This window comes from Oceanispirochaeta sp. M1, from assembly GCF_003346715.1.
In the GTDB taxonomy this organism is placed as follows: domain Bacteria; phylum Spirochaetota; class Spirochaetia; order DSM-2461; family DSM-2461; genus Oceanispirochaeta.
In genome coordinates this window covers 1-22,297 of record NZ_QQPQ01000003.1, presented here as the reverse complement: position 1 = coordinate 22,297, position 22,297 = coordinate 1, and the positions used below count along the sequence as shown (strand labels likewise).

General features: G+C 39.9%; 22 protein-coding genes. 15 read left to right on the top strand and 7 right to left on the bottom strand.

The genetic code is table 11. From position 1 onward, the window contains the following. Positions 1–53 precede the first annotated feature (53 nt). Positions 54–611, bottom strand: coding sequence for an ECF-type riboflavin transporter substrate-binding protein (locus DV872_RS02290; protein WP_114628225.1), 558 nt, complete (start codon positions 609–611; stop codon positions 54–56). A gap of 128 nt (positions 612–739) precedes the next feature. Here DV872_RS02290 and DV872_RS26450 point away from each other — a divergent pair, with 128 nt between their 5' ends. Next, positions 740–892, top strand: coding sequence for a hypothetical protein (locus tag DV872_RS26450; RefSeq protein WP_158546789.1), 153 nt, complete (start codon positions 740–742; stop codon positions 890–892). Between the two features lie 13 nt (positions 893–905). Here the strand turns inward: DV872_RS26450 and DV872_RS02285 are convergent, their stop codons facing one another. Genes DV872_RS02285 through DV872_RS02275 form a run of 3 tightly spaced genes read right to left on the bottom strand, consistent with a single transcriptional unit; the run spans position 906 to position 3,960 of the window. Then, positions 906–1,751 carry a proline/glycine betaine ABC transporter permease gene (locus DV872_RS02285; protein ID WP_114628224.1) on the bottom strand — a complete coding sequence of 282 codons (846 nt, stop codon included), beginning with the start codon at positions 1,749–1,751 and terminating at the stop codon, positions 906–908. Then, positions 1,744–3,006 (bottom strand): glycine betaine/L-proline ABC transporter ATP-binding protein, encoded by a 1,263-nt coding sequence (locus tag DV872_RS02280; RefSeq protein ID WP_199563416.1) that lies wholly within the window; start codon positions 3,004–3,006, stop codon positions 1,744–1,746. Before DV872_RS02280 ends, DV872_RS02285 begins: the two co-directional genes overlap by 8 nt. A gap of 12 nt (positions 3,007–3,018) precedes the next feature. After that, entirely contained in the window at positions 3,019–3,960 is a 942-nt protein-coding gene (locus DV872_RS02275; protein ID WP_114628223.1) for an ABC transporter substrate-binding protein, read from the bottom strand. A 271-nt stretch (positions 3,961–4,231) separates the two neighbouring features. Here DV872_RS02275 and DV872_RS02270 point away from each other — a divergent pair, with 271 nt between their 5' ends. Together DV872_RS02270 and DV872_RS02265 are read left to right on the top strand one after the other, a co-directional pair. Then, positions 4,232–4,771 (top strand): MarR family winged helix-turn-helix transcriptional regulator, encoded by a 540-nt coding sequence (locus DV872_RS02270; RefSeq protein WP_114628222.1) that lies wholly within the window; start codon positions 4,232–4,234, stop codon positions 4,769–4,771. Positions 4,772–4,776: 5 nt separating this feature from the next. After that, positions 4,777–5,379 (top strand): flavodoxin family protein, encoded by a 603-nt coding sequence (locus DV872_RS02265; protein ID WP_158546788.1) that lies wholly within the window; start codon positions 4,777–4,779, stop codon positions 5,377–5,379. Between the two features lie 174 nt (positions 5,380–5,553). Here the strand turns inward: DV872_RS02265 and DV872_RS02260 are convergent, their stop codons facing one another. Further along, positions 5,554–5,748, bottom strand: coding sequence for a cold-shock protein (locus DV872_RS02260; protein ID WP_114628220.1), 195 nt, complete (start codon positions 5,746–5,748; stop codon positions 5,554–5,556). An 883-nt stretch (positions 5,749–6,631) separates the two neighbouring features. Here DV872_RS02260 and DV872_RS02250 point away from each other — a divergent pair. The 3 genes from DV872_RS02250 (at position 6,632) to DV872_RS26445 (ending at position 7,576) form a co-directional block, all read left to right on the top strand. Next, complete coding sequence (locus DV872_RS02250; RefSeq protein ID WP_147283086.1) at positions 6,632–6,823, top strand: STAS domain-containing protein; 192 nt, start codon at positions 6,632–6,634, stop codon at positions 6,821–6,823. A gap of 19 nt (positions 6,824–6,842) precedes the next feature. After that, positions 6,843–7,217, top strand: a complete 375-nt coding sequence (locus tag DV872_RS02245; RefSeq protein ID WP_114628217.1) for a response regulator — start codon at positions 6,843–6,845, stop codon at positions 7,215–7,217. A gap of 65 nt (positions 7,218–7,282) precedes the next feature. After that, positions 7,283–7,576 (top strand): hypothetical protein, encoded by a 294-nt coding sequence (locus DV872_RS26445; RefSeq protein WP_158546787.1) that lies wholly within the window; start codon positions 7,283–7,285, stop codon positions 7,574–7,576. Here DV872_RS26445 and DV872_RS02235 read toward each other — a convergent pair. Continuing rightward, positions 7,551–7,799 (bottom strand): hypothetical protein, encoded by a 249-nt coding sequence (locus tag DV872_RS02235; RefSeq protein WP_171832037.1) that lies wholly within the window; start codon positions 7,797–7,799, stop codon positions 7,551–7,553. The genes DV872_RS26445 and DV872_RS02235 overlap by 26 nt on opposite strands. A gap of 63 nt (positions 7,800–7,862) precedes the next feature. On the opposite strand from DV872_RS02235, the gene DV872_RS02230 reads away from it, so the two are divergent. Together DV872_RS02230 and DV872_RS02225 are read left to right on the top strand one after the other, a co-directional pair. Further along, on the top strand, positions 7,863–8,519 hold the full coding sequence (locus tag DV872_RS02230) for a FadR/GntR family transcriptional regulator (protein WP_114628214.1): 657 nt from the start codon (positions 7,863–7,865) through the stop codon (positions 8,517–8,519). Positions 8,520–8,538: 19 nt separating this feature from the next. Next, positions 8,539–9,756 (top strand): MFS transporter, encoded by a 1,218-nt coding sequence (locus DV872_RS02225; RefSeq protein WP_114628213.1) that lies wholly within the window; start codon positions 8,539–8,541, stop codon positions 9,754–9,756. A gap of 66 nt (positions 9,757–9,822) precedes the next feature. Here DV872_RS02225 and DV872_RS02220 read toward each other — a convergent pair whose 3' ends face one another. Next, positions 9,823–10,680 carry an alpha/beta hydrolase gene (locus DV872_RS02220; RefSeq protein WP_114628212.1) on the bottom strand — a complete coding sequence of 286 codons (858 nt, stop codon included), beginning with the start codon at positions 10,678–10,680 and terminating at the stop codon, positions 9,823–9,825. A gap of 240 nt (positions 10,681–10,920) precedes the next feature. Between DV872_RS02220 and DV872_RS02215 the strand changes: the two genes are divergently transcribed. The 7 genes from DV872_RS02215 (at position 10,921) to DV872_RS02185 (ending at position 22,158) form a co-directional block, all read left to right on the top strand. Beyond that, positions 10,921–12,606 carry a sensor histidine kinase gene (locus tag DV872_RS02215; RefSeq protein WP_114628211.1) on the top strand — a complete coding sequence of 562 codons (1,686 nt, stop codon included), beginning with the start codon at positions 10,921–10,923 and terminating at the stop codon, positions 12,604–12,606. Continuing rightward, positions 12,603–13,850 (top strand): response regulator, encoded by a 1,248-nt coding sequence (locus DV872_RS02210; RefSeq protein ID WP_114628210.1) that lies wholly within the window; start codon positions 12,603–12,605, stop codon positions 13,848–13,850. Before DV872_RS02215 ends, DV872_RS02210 begins: the two co-directional genes overlap by 4 nt. 110 nt (positions 13,851–13,960) lie before the next feature. Further along, positions 13,961–15,679 (top strand): extracellular solute-binding protein, encoded by a 1,719-nt coding sequence (locus DV872_RS02205; RefSeq protein ID WP_114628209.1) that lies wholly within the window; start codon positions 13,961–13,963, stop codon positions 15,677–15,679. Between the two features lie 77 nt (positions 15,680–15,756). Next, a complete protein-coding gene (locus DV872_RS02200) occupies positions 15,757–16,692 on the top strand; it encodes a sugar ABC transporter permease (RefSeq protein ID WP_114628208.1) in 936 nt (311 codons plus the stop codon). Between the two features lie 21 nt (positions 16,693–16,713). After that, positions 16,714–17,604, top strand: a complete 891-nt coding sequence (locus DV872_RS02195; RefSeq protein WP_199563415.1) for a carbohydrate ABC transporter permease — start codon at positions 16,714–16,716, stop codon at positions 17,602–17,604. Positions 17,605–17,609: 5 nt separating this feature from the next. Further along, the gene (locus DV872_RS02190) at positions 17,610–19,874 is read left to right on the top strand and encodes an alpha-xylosidase (RefSeq protein ID WP_114628207.1); all 2,265 of its coding nucleotides are present in this window, start codon (positions 17,610–17,612) and stop codon (positions 19,872–19,874) included. A gap of 19 nt (positions 19,875–19,893) precedes the next feature. Continuing rightward, positions 19,894–22,158 carry a glycoside hydrolase family 3 protein gene (locus DV872_RS02185; protein ID WP_114628206.1) on the top strand — a complete coding sequence of 755 codons (2,265 nt, stop codon included), beginning with the start codon at positions 19,894–19,896 and terminating at the stop codon, positions 22,156–22,158. Positions 22,159–22,297: the final 139 nt, after the last annotated feature.

Genomic DNA, 22,297 nt, shown 5'->3' with positions numbered 1-22,297 from the left:
TAAAACCTCTTCTTAAATAAATCTTTTTAAATTGTTTTCTCTAAAAGGAAAATCTACTCTTTATCGAGACTTCCTTTCTGTGTTCTGGTTGCATTATAGGCAATCAGCAGAAGTGTACCGATTATGGCTACTGTTACAGAGTTCATTCCGGCTGCAACAATTCCCTGTGTAAATACAAGATTTACAGGTTCTTTGTAGATAAGAATATCAAGAACGGGAGCAACAACAACCCAGGCAATAATATTTCCGACAATCTGAATTACATTGAAGATAATAATTGATTTTCCCTTGAATTCACCCTCTTCTACACCAGTTTTTTTGTAGGCCAGTCCATAGAAAAAACCACAGACACCACTGGCAATTACCCAGCTCCACCAGGGAGAACCATACTGAAGAGCATCCGAAAGAGCATGACCGATTAAAGCAATCAGTGCGCCGGCAATGGGTCCGAACAGCACAGCAAAGAAAGCACCGAGACCGTACGCTGTCTGCAGGCTGGTTTCAGGAATGGGAGAAGGTACTTTAACATACATAAAAAGCAGCATGAAAAGAGCTGCACCCAGGCCGGTAGCCACAATGGTTCTTGTGGTCACTTTAAAATAATCTTTCATAATTTTTCTCCTTGGACTTTGATGAATACATAGTGATATTTTTCACTTTAAGGAAAAAATATCATAGTAAGCATATATCCTGCATTTAAAGCTGTCAAACTATGTGACATTTTTAAATTTACTTATGAGTGAATACAGAATGGTCTGTACAAAAAAAAAGAGATTTAGAGATGTATGAAATCAGGGAATTAAAAAATGATTTGAATATGGAGAGTGATCCCTTCAGAAGAGAGGGCATGATTAAAATAAAGGGGATTCCAAAACCGCAAAAGCAATTTTAGGAATCCCCAGTTATCAGTCTTTTTTGACAGAAAATGAGTGAGTGATGCGGTCAATAATGATGGCTAGAAAAACAATAGAAATTCCAGCTTCAAAACCACGTCCTACCTCAATCCGGTTGATCGACAGCAGAACTTCCATTCCAAGTCCTTTAGCACCAATCATGGAACCGATGACCACCATGGCCAGGGCCATCATGGTTGTCTGATTAATCCCCACCATAATTGAGGGTTTCGCCAGAGGCAGTTGTACATCTATAAGGACCTGTCTGGGGGTAGCACCGAAAGCCTTGGAGGCTTCAACGGCTTCTACATCAACAGTCCTGATACCCACATTGGTAAGCCGGATCACCGGAGGGACAGCATATATAATGGTGGCAAACATGGCTGGCACCTTACCCATACCGAAAAACATTAGGGCAGGAATTAGATAAACAAAACTGGGCATGGTCTGCATGCCGTCCAGCAGGGGCTGCAGGATGGATAGGGCACGGTCACTCCGAGCCATTTTAATACCCGTAGGGATACCGATAAGCAAAGAGAAAAAGACAGAAGCAATAACAAGACTGAGGGTCCGCATGGCGAGCTCCCAATATCCGAAAGTTCCTATCATAAACATGAGAACCATAAATACGATTCCGGTTTTCCATTTCCCGACAAGTTTCCATCCAGCCAGTCCGACAAGAAGAATTATAATAAACCAGGGAGTAAAGAGAAAAATCTTTTCAATTCCGACAACAACCTGGAGAATAACAAAACCTACGGCATCAAAAAACCCATCAAGATTTTCCAAAAGCCAGTCCATAATTGCATCGATCCATTTAGCAAGAGGTATACCGACAATATCAGGAAACTTAATCATTGCCTTCTCCTTCTTCCAGGGGCGTTATAGATTCAAAGATCTGGTCTGTAGTCACTTTCCCTTTGAATCGGCCATTTTCATCAACCACCGGTATGGGATAGGGATTTTCATTGACGATGGAAAACAAGTCTTCCAGTATCGTGTCTTCAGTGACAGTCGGGACTTTTCGAATGATAGACTCTGGAATCCCTCCACTGTGATCTTTATTCTCTAACAGCTTATTGAGCTTGACGTCTGTGACCACTCCCAGAAACTTTCTGGATTTGCTGACAACAAAGGCTGAGCGTCTGTTATTGGAGAGTAAAAGGGTTTGGGCCGTCCGGGGACCTTCCCAGTCATAAAGGATAATCTTGGGCTCTTCCATGATACTGCCGGCTGTCAGTACTTTGGCCGGAGATGCATCTCTGACAAATTCCTGAACATAATCATCAGCAGGTTGAGTTACGATCTCTTCGGGAGTCCCTTCCTGAACAACCTCACCATTTCTCATGATGGCGATCTTATCACCAAGCTTGAGAGCTTCATGCAGGTCATGGGTTACGAATACGATTGTTTTTTTCAGGGTCTCCTGGAGCTCAACAAGTTCATCCTGCATCTGTCTGCGGATAAGGGGGTCAAGTCCGCTGAAGGGTTCATCCATAAGGAGAATCTCAGGGTCATTGGAGAGAGCCCTGGCCAGACCGACACGCTGCTGCATGCCTCCACTTAAAGATCCGGGATAATAATCTTCCCAACCCTTAAGACCGACAGTTTCCAGGGTTCGCATGGCTTTGGCGTAGCGTTCTCCCTTTGGCATGCCTTTGACTTTCAGTCCATAGGCGGCATTATCCAGAACAGTCAGATGCGGAAGTAATCCGTAATGCTGAAATACCATACCGAAGGTTTTCCTTCTAAATTGAAGGAGCTGTTCCTGATTCATCTTTGTGATGTTTTTGTCATTGATTGTAATTGATCCACTACTGGAATTTATCAATCGAATAAGGCTTCTGATCAGAGTGGATTTGCCGCTTCCAGACAATCCCATCAGGATGTAAAATTGACCCTTTTCAATCTCCAGATTGATATTTCGCATACCGACAATACAACCGGTTTTCTTCTGTATCTCATCTTTTGATTTATTTCTCAGGTCTTTCTTAAGAACTCTTTTTGGATCACGACCATAGATCTTCCATAAGTCTTTTATTATAATTTGAGGGGATTTACTCCCCCCGGAATGAACCATTTCCTGTTCATTCCCAAGAGTCGTATCAGTCATTATATATCCTTTTTAGAGTGCTGCTTTTACTTTTTCGGCAACTTCGGAAGAGACCCATTTAGTCCAGACTTCTTCTTTGTTTTTCAGGAACCATTGTGCAGTCTGCATTGTATCCCAGCCTTCATCTTCCATTTTGGCCAGAAATTCGTTGTTATCATCTACAGTAGTACTGTATTTTTTCAGGATTTCAACGACATCCGGAGCTTTTTCAAGCATAGATTTACTCACAAGAATATTCACATCTGCTGCAGGATATTCACTTCCTGCGAGGCGAATCATATCCAATTTTCCAAGTACGGCTGTGGGAGCCCAATAATAACCACACCAGGCTTCTTTCTTTTTATAGGCACCTACCATGGTACCGGCCAAAGCTGTTCCTGATCCGGCAATTCCCAGATTAAAGGTTTCTTCTAAATTATATTCTTTGAAAAAATCTTCAGATACTGTGAGCTGTCCCCATCCTGCAACACCGCCGTATATAAGTCCTTTAGAAGGATCTTCAGGATCTTTGAACAGATGAGCATACTTGGGAAGATCTGCAACCGTTTTCAGGTCAGGGGCTGGAGCATCAGGACCTTCAACAAGGTAACGTGGTATCCACCATCCCTGAGGAGCATCGGGAAGATTTTTTCCCAAGTCAATCATATCTCCTGATTCAATTCCCTCTTTATATATTTCAGGAACATTTGAGTGCCAGGACTCCATGTCCACATCAACGTCACCCTGTATGATTCCATTTATAATGGGCATTGTATCACCGGGGATATAATCTGCTTTGTAACCTGTCAGACCATTTTCAATGATGAATCCCATAATTCGATTGTGAACCTGAACACTGTCCCAGGAGACATCTCCGAATATTATAGTTGTACTATTATCCTGCTGACCTTCAGCAGTCAGCGAAAAAGAAACCATTATCAATAATACCTGTAGTATTAAAATACTTTTTTTCATAAAAACCTCAATTTTTGATGTATTTACTTAGTACACTAAACGAAAACAACACCTTAGTCAAACGATCAAAGTTTAAAAATCATGAAATAAAGGGCTAGAATGCCCTCATGAGCCCCTATAATTTATTTAAATATGCTTTAAAGTGATATTAATTACTAATTTTCTGAATATATAATTATTAGTGCCGTTAAAATATGTATACTTTACAATTCATCAATTTGAGTGATATTGTAAAAATAATTTAAAATAATTTAATATAAGAGGTGAATATATGGTGTTGCAGAATAATTCAGACATTGTTGTCTCTACATTGAGACAGATTATTCGGGCCATAGACCTTCAGTCTAAAAAACTGTCCAAACGATATGGTCTCACTGGTCCTCAATTGATTGTTCTAAAGGAGATACACAAAGGTTCTGATAGACCTATTTCGGCCATTGCCAAAGAGGTCAGCCTGTCTCAGGCTACGGTAACCAGCATCCTGGACCGTCTCGAACAACAGGGTTTTGCCACACGTCAGAGAAGTTCTCTGGATAAACGTAAGGTAAATATTCTTCTCACTGAGAAATCTGAAAAGATATTGGACACGAATCCCTCTCTGCTTCAGGAAGAATTTACAGACGAATTTGAAAAACTGGAGGAGTGGGAAAAAAATATGATTATCTCCTCTCTTCAGCGAATGGCATCCATGCTCAATGCCGAAAAAATAATTTCTCCTCCTCTTCTTGTGAGTGGCCCTATTGCTGCCACGTCTCAGGAGGTTTACAGATTCATGGATGAAGACTCCTCATCGAACAGTGAAGTATCCTAATGAGCATGAAAATATTAGCTGTGGTCGGAAGTAAAAGAAAAAACGGTAATACTGCCGCGTTAATTGAAAAAACCCTCAGTGCTTTTCAGAATTCAGAGGATTTTTCGGTAGAGACCCTTTTTCTGGGGGAAATGAATTTTGTCGGATGCAACGGCTGTGAGGGTTGTTCAAAAAGCAACCAATGCGTAATCAAAGATGATATGCAGAGAGCCTATATTTTACTGAGAGAAGCAGATGCTGTGATTATCGGATCGCCTACATATTTTTACAATGTGAGCAGTGACATGAAAAAATTCATTGACCGCTGTTATTGCTTCACAAACTACATGCCCGGCAACCGTTCGGTTTGGACAAGTGAATTTGATTCAGGCCCCAGGAAATTTGCAGGATATATCAGTATTTGCGAACAAAACAATGTTGATGATATGGGATTCACCCCGCAAGTTCTTCAAAAAACCTTTGAATCACTGGGATTCAGAACTGTATTTAATCAGAAGGTACTGCATTGCTTTAAGGCAGGAGAAGTAAACAGTAAATCAGAACCATTGGATTCTGCAGAAGCAAATGGTGTCTCCCTGAGAGAAACGATGCTTCTGCAGGGGAAATAAATCTAAAACAATGTACTTCATCATGCAATCTATTCAAATTAAATAATCTACTTATAAAAAAAATAGGCATACTATCCTTCTAGAGGAATGCATGCCTATTATGTTCATTGCTAGAAGTGATTCCCTATACAGGAAACCCCTTCTCGGTAAGAATTTATTATTATAATAATTATATTAAATTTTGCTTACTTTTATAGCACAAGGTCCTTTCTGACCTTCTCCGATTTCGAAAGTGACTTTGTCATTTTCATAAAGAGGTCCATCCACAATTTCTGAACTGTGAACGAAAACATCATTACCACCCTCTTCTGGTGTAATAAAACCGAAACCTTTTGACTCATTAAAAAACTTTACTGTACCTGTACTCATACTTCTTTATTCCTTTAATCACTAATTTATGATCTTCACTGAGAGATTACGGAGAACACCAAACAAAGTCAAGTTAAGAACACCTTTAGTTTGATAGATAGCCGATTAATCGTTGTTTTCTCCTGATTTTCTTACAAATAATTCAAATTTTGAGAAGAAATTGAATTACAAGCGCCAATTTTTTGAGATGTTCGGAGTGGTAGTGCAGCCTTGGAAAGCCCGGATGTCATCCACTTGGTGAAGGAAAAGATCAAAAAAAGAATAAATATTTACACCATTTTTCAATCATAATCATTTTCCCGATTCACTTATCATGCCTACTTCCTCTTATTTTCCAGATACTTTTTAAAGTAAAACCCGTAAAAATAGAGAGGACTTATCTTCATAATATTTATCCATAATTCGGATACAAAGAACTTGAACAGAAAATAACGGAACTGGAAGGTCAGCATTTTAGCTAATCTGAAGTTCATTAACTTCTGTAGAGATTCATACCTGGATTCTTATAATAAATCATTCATTAGAATTACTGTTCATCTATCATTAAATTTTTTAATGAATATCAAAAAAATGATCATTAATAGTACGAGATGAAAGAACAATACCCCCGTAATGGCAGTGGATATTGATTTAGAACTAGTCTATATAAATAATGCAGGGGGTGAACAGGTCACCGTCCGTAATATAGCCAGAGTCAACGGTCAATCTATTCCTATAAAGTATACAGCGATGCTCTTCGTGATGAAAACGGAGAAATCATCGGCGGTCTGGAATTTATTATAGATAATACTGATAAAGTCCGGCAGGAAGAAAAGATGTGGGACCAAAGCCGAAGCACTGGCTGATGCTTTCCGTCTTCTGGATATTATAGTAATGCAGAAAAATGAAAACAACATTGTCTGATTCTGATACGGGATTGTCGGGTATATATGAAATGGACGGCTGCCTGATTGTTCCCATACAGGAAGAGATAGATAACAGGAAAGCCGATGAGCTTAGCAGCAGGGTTCTCGGATTCCTGGAACAACATGCTATGAAACTTGTGCTCATTGACTTTTCGGCTGTATCAGTTTGATGGGTGCAGAGACTGTATTATGCAGGTTTTCGGAAAAGTTGAGATGACCGTAAGAGGCGGAGATGTACTAAAAGAAGAAAAACAGGAGGGCTTCGAAAAAATAAAAGCTGCCAGGATTCTATTGGCCGAAGATAACGAAATCAATCAGCAGGTAGCCCTTGAGACCCTCGAACAGGAGGGCTTCAGGGTAGATGTCGTAAATAATGGTAATGAGGCTCTGGCTTCACACAGGGAAGGCTATGACTGCATCCTTATGGATTTACAAATGCCTGAAGTGGAAAATGAAAACGACATTCCCTGTATCCCGGGTATTGATATCCAGGATGGACTAAACAGGGTTAGAGGGAATTGTAAACTCTTCAGGAATCTGCCGCTGTTCTTGACGTACTGCTAAAAGAAAGTACGATTCCCACTGATCATCCCGCCCTTGAAGATTTTTCAGCCAGATTGATGACAATTGTGAAAAATATTGAGGAAAGCGGACTGGAAGAGTCAGAAAGGAACGCCCCTTCGTACAGAATAATCTCTCCCGAAAAACTGTTAAGTCATCTGGAGCCTATGAAAGAACAGCTAAAAAAACGACGACCCCAAAAATGCCTTACGATATTAGAAGAACTGGAAGATTTTTCGATTCCAGAGAACATGAGGCAACATATGAATGAGCTCAAACAGAGTATTAAAAAATATCAATTAAAAGCAGCCCTGAATCAGTTGGAAAATTTATCCTCTATCTATGGAAACTCCGGGAGTTGACGATTGTCTCTTCAGTATGTCTCTCGATGGAGTTGTGAATCCAGAACTGGAAGTGAGTTGTTATCTCCATGATGAAAAGGGAGAGAACAACTAAGATAAATCCAATATTGATAATCTTCTCCCTGCGGCTGGACTGTGAACCTCCCGGATTCTCAGGGATCTGTTTAACACGCTCCTTCTCTTTCTTGAACTCTTCCAGCTCACGGATAAGCTCCTTTTCCATAGTGGGATTGACAGAAGAATAAGATCTGGATAGTTTAAACATCCGATGTTTGGAGGTATAAAAATGGATGTCACGAAACCGATTAGACTGTCACTGCCGAAACAGATCGCTGATGAGATTGAAAAAGAGATTAGGACAGGGACACTACTGCTGGGGAGTAAGATTCCTGCGGAACCGGAACTGGTCAAATCCTTTGGAGTGAGTAGGAATACAATTCGTGAGGCTATACAGTCTCTGATCCACGCCGGCGTACTGGAAGCCCGTCAGGGAGACGGTACCTATGTCCTCGCTTCAGGCCCCTTTGAAGCCAATATCCTGAAACGACTGAGTTTATCGGCTATGAATGAGGTGTATGAAATCAGGTTGTGCCTCGAAAAGGATATCGTAAGACTGGCAGCAGAGAGGCGAACTGATTCTGATCTCGCGGAGATGAAAAAGGCTCTCCATAAAAGAGAGGCCATCAGCTTATCCGCCAAAGAGAATACCGATGCGGACATCGAATTTCATATGACAATCGCCCGAGCCTCCCACAACAGCCTTTTCTATGACCTGTACAAGCATATTTCCGCCTATATAGGCAGAACCATCAGGCAGAAGGTGGAGCTTGAGAAACTGGAGGGTGATGTGGTTGATTTTCTTCACAGAAAACTCTTTGCTGCCATTCAGGAACAGGATTGTATAAAAGCGGAATTAACGATTATTGAACTGCTAAATTTGTAGGAACAGAGGCAAAGAGTATATGAACAAGAAAATGAACTTATCCATCCTTATAGGAATCATCTTTATCTCCTTCAACCTGAGAGCCCCGATCACAGCCGTCGGACCCATTATCGATCTGATCAAAAAACAGTTTGATCTCTCCAATGGTTCGGCTGGGATTATTACGACCCTCCCCCTCATTGCCTTTGCCCTGTTTTCGCCCCTCGTATCAAGGATAAGTTCCCGTCTCGGATATGGCTTAACCATGTTGACCGGGCTTTTTCTGATATTGGCAGGAGAACTTATCAGATCCTACACTGATTCTATCGGACTGTTTATGGGGACTGCACTTATAGGTATGGGGATCGCCATAGGGAATGTATTGATCCCCAGTATCATTAAGTTGAAATTCTCAAAGAATGTAGGGATTGTGACCAGCGTATACACAACCAGCATGTGCATATTTGCCGCCCTGGGAGCAGGTGTAAGCGTTCCTCTGGCCATAGGTTCCGGTTTTGGCTGGAGGCATACCCTGGCAATATGGACAATCCTCACCCTGTTAACTGTCTTTATATGGCTACCTCAAGTTAAAAAGCCCGCGGGTTTCCAGGCCGATCAAACTCATCAAAAAAGGACTGAGAGAAGTTCCATATGGAAATCCTCCCTTGCCTGGTGGGTCACCCTGTTTATGGGGACCCAATCGCTGCTGTTCTACTGTCTTGTGGCCTGGTTACCGTCCATTGTGGCATCCAGAGGAATGACTGTCGAATTCTCAGGTATGATGGCTCTTCTTTTTCAGCTTATCGGTCTCCCCGCTACCCTGATCATGCCTATTATCGCAGATAGATTCAAAGATCAAAGAGCGATAACAACAAGCTCGTCCCTCATATATCTCATGGGAATGATCCTGCTATTAATCTCAGAATCGGCCCTGTCGATTATTACTGCAGTAGTGTTTATCGGGATCGGCATGGGGGGAAGCATCAGTCTTGCCATCACCTTCATCTCCCTACGTACTCCCAGTGCCGGAAAGACTGCTGAGCTCTCCGGTATGGCCCAGTCCGCCGGTTACCTGCTGGCTGCCATAGGCCCGTTCTTTCTGGGATTTATTTTTGACAGGTCCGGTTCCTGGACTATTTCGATCCAGATACTGATTCTCTTTCTAGTCCTGTTGATCGTCTTCGGCTGGAAAGCCGGCAGAGATGAACTGGTGAAAGGAGAAGGATTATTATCTGATCATGATTGTAAAGGTAGATAGCATGGATTTCACAGGTATTCCAAAAAGGTAAAAACCTCCCATTATTGATAATCAACTCCGGGAGATCTATCTTACATCATAGAGATTTGCTTTAAACCAATCTGCTGTTTTATCTATCGCCATATTGGAGAGAGTATTATCTCCTGATAAAACGTGATAAATGTGGTCGGCACCTTTTACTTCATATACTTCAGCCTGTGAATGAGTCTCACTTAAGATTGCTGTATTTGCATGGAGATAATCATCAGTTCCATCTACAATCAAGAACGCTTTCTTATATTTTTTTGATGTTTCCAGAGGGTCATATTCATCCAGGGATTCAACAAATTCTTTGCTGTGGGTTATTGTTCTCCATCCAAGATCAAGTTCAACTTTTCCCTCTGCCATAGCTGTGGCTTTAGCATCCGCTTCTAGAAGAGTAGAATATCCGAGACTACTGGACCAGGTTGTCACAGCAGCGATTTCCTTAGCATTGTTTCCTGAAATATACTGTACAACTCCACCACCCATACTAAATCCCAAAAGACCTATTCTACGGTTATCTGCATAGGGAAGAGACTGAACATAATCCAGGGCTTCCTGACTGTCGTCCATCATCGTATGAACAGTAAGAAAGGCCTCATCATATTCAGGTCCATCCCAACCACGGTATCCAATACGTAGAGAACTTATTCCCATTGTCTGTAATTTTGCCGCTTCATCTTTAAACATGTTACCGACTTCATCTTTAGTACTGGCGTATCCATGATACATAATGACAAAGGGTGCAGCCTGATTGTCCGCAATAAGAATTGTTCCTTTTGCTCCACTGGGAAGTGTTATCGTTGATTCCCCTACTGGTAATTCTATCTCAACTTTTTCAATTCCAGTACTCAAACAAGAACTGAGAACTATTGCAAGAAACAATGGTAAAAACTTTTTCATATTAACTCCAATTTGACTTAATTATATACTATTTCTATTACTCCTCTATTGCCAGGGATTATTAATAAAAGAGGAAATATTAAAAAGAATGACGCCTATTGAATATGAGAGTAAACTAATTAAGCTGAAAATAATCCTGCGACTGGACGAACTGTGGGTTGAGGATAATATGTCAATTGATATTTGAATTATCATTTATTGAATTCAGTAATCCAACTAGTTAGATAGGGTTCTATCGAAATGTCTATAAAAATATTTTTTGCTTCCAGCTTTATTATATTAATGGTTTTTTTTGCCATTCTAGCTTTTTCTTTATACACAGGTGTTATACGTATCTCTATCTCCGATGCAGAGGAATATCATAAGGATTCATTGAACAAAATGGCCAGTGTACTGGAGATCCAACTGGATAATTTGAATAGATTTGCAGGATCACTGTGTTATGACATGAACTATAATTCAACCAATCAGGGTCCGGAAGATTTGTGGGAATACAGAGAGATTCTCAAGAACCTGCAGGTTTATTCCGCTCTGAATGAACTGGATGCCCGTTTTACTCTATTTCTAGGAAGTAAGAACAAGGGCCTTTCTTCTCATGAAAATGTAATTTCAATGAGTCCGGATCTTATGGATCCACTTTACAAGCGCAATCGTCATTGGATGATTGACTATTCTGCTATGGGAGACCGGCTTTCTTATTTTATTGTTCACGATGGAGAATATCCCGAGCGACAGGTTTCCGTGTTAATCAGTATAGGGAGGGATGCCCTTCATAAGCAGCTTGAAGCTCTCAATATTAGAAACAAAGGTATTGCGTTTATACTTGATAAAGAGGGGCGGACGATATTCAGCCGCGATACCTCTTATAAATATTTGATTTCCCAGGAAGAAATAAAGATCAATCAGGAAGGACTTCTTTTACTGAAAAATAAGAAGTTAAGAATTATGTACACTCCATTGACTGAGGGATTGTCACTGGGCTTAGTTTTTCCAGATGATTCAATTATGATGCCTGTCAAAAAAAATAATAGATTGCTCGTTATTCTTTTTACTCTGGCAATGATTCTGTTTACTTCAATATTCCTCCTACTCTATCGCTGGATTACAAACCCCCTTCAAAATTTGTATACAGGGATGTCTTCTGTCGAATCGGGAAATTTTGAAGTCGTGATTCAGGGGCATCATATCAATGAGCTGGATTATATCTTAAACAAGTTTAATTCCATGGCTGCCCGTATAAACCTTCTTATGAATGAAGTCAGACTTGAGAGTCTCCGTTCCCAGGAAGCTGAATTGCGTTTTTTACAGGCGCAGATCAATCCTCATTTTTTATACAATAACCTGTATTTTATCTACCAGGTAAGCATAGCAGGGGAAAATGAGAAAGCCGCTGAAATGGCCATATCCTTGAGTAAATATTTTAAAAGTGTGACCAAGCCCAAAGACTCACTTGTTCCATTGAAATTGGAATTGGAAAACCTTCACAATTATATCAAACTCTTTTCTCTGCGGCATCCCGATCGTTTCAGATATGAAGAGAACATCGATGAACAGCTAATGCATCTTCCGGTACCCAGATTGCTGCTTCAGCCAATAGTCGAGAATTCAATAGTATACGGACTTGATAATTCATCTGATTCCATGATTGTCTCGATTACAGCAAAGAAAGTTGAAAAGAATATAGTGATCACAATAGCCGATTCGGGAGCAGGAATGGATCCTGTAAAAATGGATGAACTGAATATGAAACTAAGTAATAATCCAGAGCTCCTTGAAGGCTGCGGCCTGAAGAATCCATTACAGAGATTATTGTTTCGCTACGGTAGCAGTTCATCTATCAGGCTCGAAGTCAATGATATGCGGGGTATTACAGTCTCTGTTACGTTTCCTGAAAAACTGGAAAATCAAAAGGATATTTTACTATGAAGACTATAATGCTGATTGATGATGAACCTACAGTTATACAGGGCCTTTCTGAGGAAATTGACTGGCCATCATTAGGGATTACTGAAGTTATTGAAGCGTATAATGGAGAAGAAGCTTATCTAATTCTGCAAAAGCAGAGAATTGATATCATAGTCTCTGATATTAGAATGCCCCTGCTTGATGGACTGTCTCTGGCAAAAATTGTTAAGGAGAAGCTGCCTCTCTGCCGTCTGATAATTCTTTCGGGGTATGATTTATTCAGTTATGCTCAAGAGGCAATGAAATACAATGTATTCCGGTTTTTATCGAAGCCCTGTCCTTATAGTGAAATAAGGGAATCAGTTCAAGAGGCAATCATCGATCAGGATCGGCAGATTCAGCGAATAGAGCTCATTCAGAATGCTGAGCAGAAACTGGAGTTGCTATTGCCGATGATCCAGAGAAATCTTTTGAAAAATTATATTATCAATGATGAGGAAATAAATCAGAATCAATGGGAGATTCTCAAAACAATTATTTCATATTTGAACGAAGATATTTTTATGTTCCAAGTCTACATAAGTTGCAAATATAGCAATCTGCCTGACCTTCAGTGGATAATGTCTAATGTACTGAAAACATATGAAGAAGAATATCATATGTTATATCTGAATCTACCAGTCGATAACACATCAATGCTTGTTGCTTTATTTCCCAATAAGCTGCTGGCTGATGATGTATTGAAAAGCCTTGAAAAAATATGTGATTTACTATTTCCCGGAAATGAAAATGACAATTCAGAAATTTCTATTTTTACACCAATTCATGCTTTCAAAGAATCCGGAGATTTCTATATCAGGATTATGGAAAAAGCAGCATTACCCCGATCTGAAACTTCTGAGAAGATTATTCTGTCTGGCGCGTGGGAGCGGAAAAGTGTTCTACCTCATAAAATGGTAATAAAGGCAAAAAAATATATTGAAACACATTTAAATGAAAATTATTCGATCCAGGATATTGCCGATCATCTTCAAATACATCCCGATTATTTATCTCATTTATTCCGTGATTCTGATAATGTAAACCTGCAAAGTTATATAATCCAGCGGAGGATTGAATTCGCTGCACAGATGCTTAAAGATCCATCAGCCCGCATATATGATATAGCATACAAGGTCGGATACAGTAGTCCGTATCATTTTAGTAGAATGTTTAAAAAGATTAAGGGTATCAGTCCGAAAAACTATCAGATACACAATTCTTAAAGGGATTTGTCATTTTCTGGGATGAGAGCATGTTATATCGATTATGAGCATTTTCTTATGGGAATCTCCAGATTACTCTTATAACAGATATTTCTTAGGAGGAACTGTATATGAAAAAAGTAACATTTTTGTTTAGTTTTCTGATGATCATCTCTTTCGCATTAAGTGCTGGTGGGTCTCAGGAATCAGAACAGAACAAGATCGATGAAAGAGTCGGTGAAGGGTACCTGTATAAATATGAACCTGCAATAACACTGACTGGTAATAGAATAGCCCGTTCGGAAGTTGACTTTATCAACAATCCCTATACGAAGTGGGCTAGTGAAACTTTGGGAATTAATTATGAGTTGAAATGGCTGGCTCCGGATGCAGATACAGAAAGGCAAAAACTTACACTGGCAATGGCAAGTAATGATTTGCCTGATATTGTAAGTATTGAAGCTGGAGATCTTTTTTCAAGAATGGTTAATTCTGGAATACTTCTTCCATTAGATGATTTAATAGAAGAATACGGTTCTCCTTTGACAAAAGCAATGATTAAAATGTATCAGGATGCTTTGGATGATAATTTCTTTTCCCTGTTTACAGTAGACGGAAAAATTTATGCTTTTCCCGAAGCATCAGATATTTTTGCTGCAAACTGGAAAACTTTATGGATGAGACAGGATATTCTTGATGAGATGAATCTGGATGCTCCTGAGACTATAGCTGAATTTGAAACCGTATTGGAGAAATATAAGAATACATATCCTGACGGCGTGGGTTTTATAAGCAATGCGGGAGATTCCAATGGAATGATTCCTATTATGGAAGCTTATGGAGCATTCCAGTATAAATGGATAAAAGATTCAGCGGGAAATCTCGCTTACGGAAGTATCCAGCCTGAAATGAAAAATGCTCTTGAAACTTTAAGCCGATGGTATCAACTCGGATATTTTGACAAAGAGTATTTTATTAAAGACGATACTAAAAACAGGGAACCCCTGCTTGCGGGTAATGGTCTTTCTGTATACGGCAACTGGTGGTATGTCTTATGGCCTTTCCCGGACATGTGGACCAATGTTCCCACTGCAGAGATGACTCCCCTACTTCCTTTGATAGGACCTGATGGGCAGCAGAGTATCATGCATGATATAAGCAATGGATATTTCAACTCCGGTAGAGCTATAAGCAGCTCCTGTAAAAACCCTGAGGCTCTGATATATCTGCTTAATGAGGAACTGGATTCCCATTTCAGATATAATAAAGAACTTAGAGAGCAGATGGCAGCGCTGGGATATGATTTCAAGTATGGCTATGAAGAATGGACTTCTCCTGTTAACCCCGATGCCGATCCCAAAGATCAAAAATGGAACTACAAAATTGAAGGACCCGATAAATTCTGGAATACCTTTGTCGAAAACCCTGTACATCTCTCATTTGGTTTTAAATACAATGAAGGACCATTTGATCTATTTTCAAGATATGTCGTGACAGGTGAAGCCTATAGAAATGATAACCTGGAATCTTTGAGCAAGCCTGATTACATCGACTATGAAAAGTATTTTTCAACGCCTTCCAATAAAATGAATGCCCATGTAAAGAATGTTGAAAACTACGATTTTATCAAAAACTCCGATATCATTATCTTCAATGAGTTTACGACTGTGCCTACAGACACGATGATTGATAAGAGAGCGTATCTTGACAAGATTGAAGAAGAGTATTTCACAAAAATCATTACTGGTGCTCTGCCGCTGAGCTCTTTTGATACATTTATCGAAGAGTGGAATAAGGCCGGAGGCAGTCAGATAACTACTGAAGTCAATGAATGGAATAATAGTAAATAATTCATTTTACAGTTGAGTAGTTTATCACAGGGAGATCTCCCGATCTCCCTGTTGTGTTCTTTAGGAGTTTATTTTCCATGAAAAAACAGAATTCTCTTTCAGCTGGCGAACTTTTTAAGAAAGGAGTTTTCCATAGGAACAGCCCTCTTTATCTTATGATATTGCCGGCTGTTATCATGCTCATTTTATTTAACTATATTCCTATGTACGGGATAATAATATCCTTTCAGGATTATATGCCTGTACATGGATTCACAGGATCTCCATGGGTCGGATTAAAATGGTACCGCTATCTTCTTGATATGCCTGATTTTATTCAGATAAGTATTAGTACCATAGTAATTGCTGTCGGGAAAATTATAAGCACAACAATGTTTTCTATTTTTTTTGCTCTTATGCTCAATGAAATCCATAAGAAGAAATATAAGAAAATAATTCAAACTGCAGTATATCTACCCTATTTTTTCTCATGGGTCATTATCGGGGGGATATTTGTAGATATTCTATCTCTCGATGGACTTATCAATCAGTTTCTTCTATGGATTGGATTAAAGGAACCGATCTTTTTTTTAGCTGATAATAGCCTATTCCGAGAAACTATGATCACACTTGAAGTCTGGAAAAGTTTTGGTTGGGGAGCCATTATCTATCTGGCGGCCATTTCAAACATAAATCCGAACCTGTATGAGTCCTCCTCTATTGACGGGGCCAACAGAATTCAACAGATATTTTACATTACCATACCCAGCATCGCTTCTACAATTGTTCTGCTTGCCACACTCAGCCTGGGCAATGTGCTCAATGCCGGTTTCGAGCAGATCTTTGTTCTGTATAACGAAGTTGTCTATGAAAGCGGCGATATAATTGACACTTTTGTTTACCGAATGGGTCTTGTGAACGCACAGTTCAGCCTTTCTACAGCTGTGGGCCTGGCCAAATCAGTTGTTTCATTTTTATTGATTTCCATTTCATATCGGCTGGCTTATAAATTTGCCAATTACCGTATTTTTTAATACCATTTAAGGAGCCTGATTATGATGATAAAAAGCAAAGCTGTTTCATCAATAATTTTCGATATATTAAACTATCTTTTTCTAGCGCTTCTGGCGCTGAGCTGCATATTGCCAATAATTCATATTCTGGCAGTGTCATTCAGTAATAAGTCGGCATCTGCTGCAAATATGGTGAGATTTCTACCCGTGGGATTTCACGTTCGAGCGTATTCGAAGGTTTTAAATACTCCATTGTTTTTGAAGAGTTTCGGAATAGCCGGGCTGAGGGTTTTTGCCGGACTGTTTGTTAATTTATTCTTTATCTGCCTGACCGCCTATCCTCTTGCCAAGGAAAACAGGGAGATGAAAGGACGAAACTTTTTTGCCTGGCTGGTTTTCATTCCAATGCTTTTTTCCGGGGGCTTGATTCCCACTTATCTGCAGGTGCGGAATCTTGGTCTTATTGATTCTTTCTGGTCATTGATTCTTCCTACAGCAGTTCCCATGTTCAGCATAATTATTCTAATGAACTTTTTCCGCGGTATTCCCAAAAGCCTTACGGAAGCCGCTCAGATTGAAGGTGCAGGCCATCTTACTGTTTTATGGAAGATTTACCTTCCGATTTCTAAAGCATCAATTGCAACTTTGGCTCTGTTTTCCATAATCGGACATTGGAATGAGTGGTTTTCGGGATTAATCTATATAAATGACAGTACCAAATGGCCACTTCAGACTTATCTGCGGCAGATCTTATTACCCTCAGCACTTTCTGGAAATTTGACCTTTGATGATGTGGAGAACCTGAAATATCTTTCAGATAAAAACTTTAAAGCAGCCCAGGTCTTTATTTCTATGGTGCCCATTTTACTTATATACCCCTATCTACAAAGGTATTTTATATCCGGAATGACTCTTGGATCAGTAAAGGAATAATTAATATGTCTATTTTGAATGAATCTATCGATATAAGTAACAATTTCCTGAGTGATAATGCTACATACTTTCTGGCTGATGAATTAGTAAGCTGGAACCCCCTGAACAACAGCGGAATCTTGAAATGGAAAAGAAATGTCAGAAAGATCCGATTTGCCTTCAATCAGGCCGGTTCTGTGTTTGAACCTTCTCAGTCCTGGAGTTTCCCTCCTGACTATGAAGAAGAACCTCATTTACTGCTTAGTGTTGATTTTACCTCTGCCAGGACATTGAGGCTCCGTATAAGATTGGTAGAAGGGCTTGAGACAAATAATGAGGACCTTGGTATGTTGGTCCCTCCTTATGATAATGATTTCAGGGGAAATATATTTAGAGATGTTAAGACTGAGGAAAATGAAGATTCAATTGTATTCAGTACAGAGAAGATAACTCTGAAAATTGACCGGAATCCTTTCAGAATATATTTATTTGACGAGAAAGGGAAATTGCTGACTTCCAGCATTCATACTCATACTCAAAATAGTCTGAGGAACTCTGATACCCCGTTATTCAGCATTGTAGAGAATACAGAAGATTGGAGCAGAACGGGATGTGCCGCATTTTCCATTAATCCTGATGAAGCCTTTTTCGGTACCGGAGAATCCTTTACCAGGCTCAACAAGAGGGGTCAAAAATGTGTGCTATGGTGCGAAGATGCCAATGGCTGTCAACGGAATGCCTATTACAAACCGGTCCCATTTTTTCAGAGCAGTAATGGCTGGGGAGCGTTTATGCATACCACATCGCCGGTTGTTTTTGATTTCGGTGCATCCAATGATGGAACTCTGGGTTTATATAACTCAGATAACGAGCTGGATCTTTTCCTTTTTGCCGGAACACCAAAAGATATTCTTGAGGAGTATACGACACTGACAGGGCGCTCTCCTCTGCCTCCGCTGTGGTCTTTCGGATTATGGATGAGTAGAATTACCTATTCCTCGGAAAAGGAAGTCCGTGAGGTCGCTGAGAAACTCAGGGAAGAGAAAATCCCCTGTGATGTGATACATATTGATACCGGCTGGTTTGAGAAAGAGTGGAATTGTGATTATCATTTTTCAGAAAATCGATTTGATGATCCGGAAAAAATGATTGCCGATCTGAATCAGTCCGGCTTCAGAGTCAGTCTCTGGCAGCTTCCTTATTTCACTCCCAATAATCCTCTATTTAAGGATGCAATAAATTCGGGATTTGTTATTTTTAATAGAAAAAAAGGCTTGCCTTCAGGAGATGCCATCATTGATTTTACTAATCCTGAAGCTGTTCAATGGTATCAAAAACTACTTCAGAAACTACTGAAACAAGGAGTTTCCGCTATTAAAGCCGACTTTGGAGAAGCGGCACCACTCAATGGTTGTTATAAATCAGGTTTGAGCGGAATGCAGGAGCACAACCGGTATCCCCTTCTGTATAATAAGGCTGTTTTTGAAATTACAGAAAATACCAGAGCTGAAGGAATCATCTGGGGACGCAGTGCATGGGCAGGCAGCCAGAGATATCCAGTTCACTGGGGCGGAGATGCTGAAAACAGTGATTCCGCCATGGCCGCATCATTGAGAGCAGGTCTATCTCTGGGATTAAGCGGATTTTCATTCTGGAGTCATGATATTGGAGGGTTTGTCAAAAAAAGCCCTGAAGAGCTCTATAGACGGTGGCTTCCCTTCGGGATTTTTTCAAGCCATAGCCGTTGTCATGGGGCTCCACCAAAAGAACCCTGGGCTTATTCGTCTGATTTTAATGATTTTTTCCGTGAAACTGTTTCCCTGCGATATCGTCTTTTACCATACATATTGGCTCAATCAGCCCTATCATCTCTAAAAGGGTATCCATTTATCCGTACTTTATTTTTTGAATTCCCGGAAGATAGAACTGGCTGGTTCATTGAAAATCAGTTTCTTTGCGGCTCCTCTTTTATGGCAGCGCCTCTCTTTCAAGCGGATGAATATGAGAGAGAAGTCTATCTTCCCCAAGGTGTCTGGATAGATTTTCAAAGCGGTAAATCATATCAGGGTGGACAATGGATTAAAGCAAAAGGTGGAAAACTGAATATGCCTTTATTTGTAAAATCCGGATCTCTTATTCCAATGGTTCCAAGTGCATTATGTACAGATGAAATCAATTGGGATGAACTCTATTTTGAGCAATGGGGTAATGAAACAGTTTTTGAAGGTTTTGCATGGAGCCCGGATAAAGGTCTTTACCCGATCAGACAGGATAATATAGCTATTAATTGATATAAGGGATAATTTGCAAATGGAAAATAAAACAGGGCAGATGAATATTAAAGACAAAGTAAAGTACACTTCGGGAAAAAACAGGTGGCAGACAAATGAATATCCCGAATTGGGTATTGAGTCTGTATTTATGGCCGATGGACCTCATGGCCTGCGAATAGAAAAGGAAATGGATACTCCAACCGATACAGTTGCACACAAGTCAATCTGCTATCCTGCAGCATGTTCTCTGGCTTCGAGTTGGGACCGGAGTCTTCTTGAATTACTTGGCAAAACTCTTGCGGCTGAATGCCGCGAGGCCTCTATTGATATACTACTCGGTCCGGGAGTCAATATTAAACGATCACCTCTCTGTGGTCGGAATTTTGAATATTTTTCTGAAGATCCTGTCCTTGCCGGTTATCTGGGAGCAGCTTATATCAATGGGCTTCAAAGGGAGGGGATCGGAGCCTGTGTAAAACATTTTGCCTGTAATAATCAGGAGACAGAGAGATTCACAATCAGTGCCGAAGTCGATGAACAAACACTTCATGAAATTTACCTCCTCCCTTTTAAAATCATAGTTGAGAATGCTAAGCCTTGGAGTATCATGTGTTCCTACAATCGTCTTAACGGAGTCCAGGTCGCTGAAAATACATATCTTCTTGATGATATTTTAAGAAAAACCTGGGGCTTTGATGGAGTTGTCATTTCCGACTGGGCAGCTGTTAATGATAAAGTCTTATCTCTGACTGCCGGTGTAGATCTTCAGATGCCCGGTCCATGTTACGCTTTTGATACAGAAGTTATCAATCAGGTGGAAGATGGGTTTCTCAGTGAGAAAATAGTAGATAAGTCTGTATCCAGGCTGTTCTCACTGACTGAAAAATGTCATGTAAATCAATCAGCCAAAAAGGAATTCGACAGGGAGGAACATCACAATATTGCCCGGCAGATAGCTGCTGATTGTGTTGTTCTTTTAAAAAATGACCGTTTGCTGCCGATTACTGAAAAGTATAAAAAAATTACAGTTGCCGGATATATGGCTCAGCACCCCCGTCACCAGGGAGGAGGTAGTTCTCACGTTAACAGTTTTGCCGTAGAGACTCCTTTAGAAGAAATTACACGAAGCTGTTCCTGGGCTAAAGTTGACTATGCTTCAGGTTATGATGTTGATGGAAACACAAGCCGGGAAAAGCTGGATATGGCTGCATCACTGGCTTCAGAAAGTGATCTGGCTGTAATATTTATTGGTCTACCTGAATCCTACGAAACAGAAGGCCGTGACCGGAAACATATGAAACTCCCCAAAGGGCATGAAGCTTTGGTACGAGCTATTTCATCGGTTCAAGAAAATTGTGCTGTAGTCGTGCTTTCGGGAAGCGCTGTAGAACTGGAGAGGATCAGCAAAGATAGCCGGGCTTTATTATACGGTGGACTTCTGGGTGAAACTGTTGGTGGAGCAATCGCAGATATTCTCACAGGGAAAGTTAATCCTTCGGGTAAATTATCTGAAAGTTTTCCATTGAAATTGGAAGACACTCCCTCATTTATAAATTTTCCGGGAACAAATGATAAAGTATATTACGGTGAGAGATTCTATGTGGGGTACAGATGGTATGACAAATTTGATAAAGATGTTCTTTTTCCCTTTGGTCATGGACTAAGTTACTCTTCTTTTGCTTATGAGAATATCTCTTTATCTTCCAACACTCTTCATGAAGAAAGTAAAATAGAGGTTTCTTTCTATGTGAAAAACTCAAGTGATACCTACGGGAGTGAAATCATTCAACTGTATATAAACAGTCGGAAATCATTTCCGGAACGGCCGGTAAAAGAATTAAAAAAGTTTTGTAAGATTAATTTAGAACCTGGTGAGAGTAAAAATGTAAAATTCACCCTAGATAGTGAAACATTCAGCTTTTACTCTGTTAAAAAGAAAGAATGGATAATTGACTCGGGAGAATACGAAATTCTTATAGGATCTTCCAGCCGGGACATACGACTCGGATCACATGTACATATAGATATTGATAAAAATACGTTTTTAAAAATAAACCGAAATACCCAAATAGGAGAAATTATTTCAATTAGCAATGAGATCAAAAAACTATTTACAGAAAAGATTTTTAAACTTATGGATACTGAAAGAATAGAGGAAGCTTCATTTCAAGAGTTATTGCAGTTTTATTCTTATAGATCTGTTGTCAAACTTTTATACTGGACAGCACAACAAGTAAAGATGAAGGATCTTGATTCAGTATTGGAAGAGTTAAACCAAGTTATTGAACAAAATAAGAACTGAAAAGAGGGCACCTGTAATCTCGCAAATTATTTTAAACCAATCAAATCGCACTGAGTTAGATACTTGTTCAGATATCTTTTAACCAAAAAATATCCCGCCGTCACCAGCGGAAAATGTAGTGAACTAAAGAATTACTTCT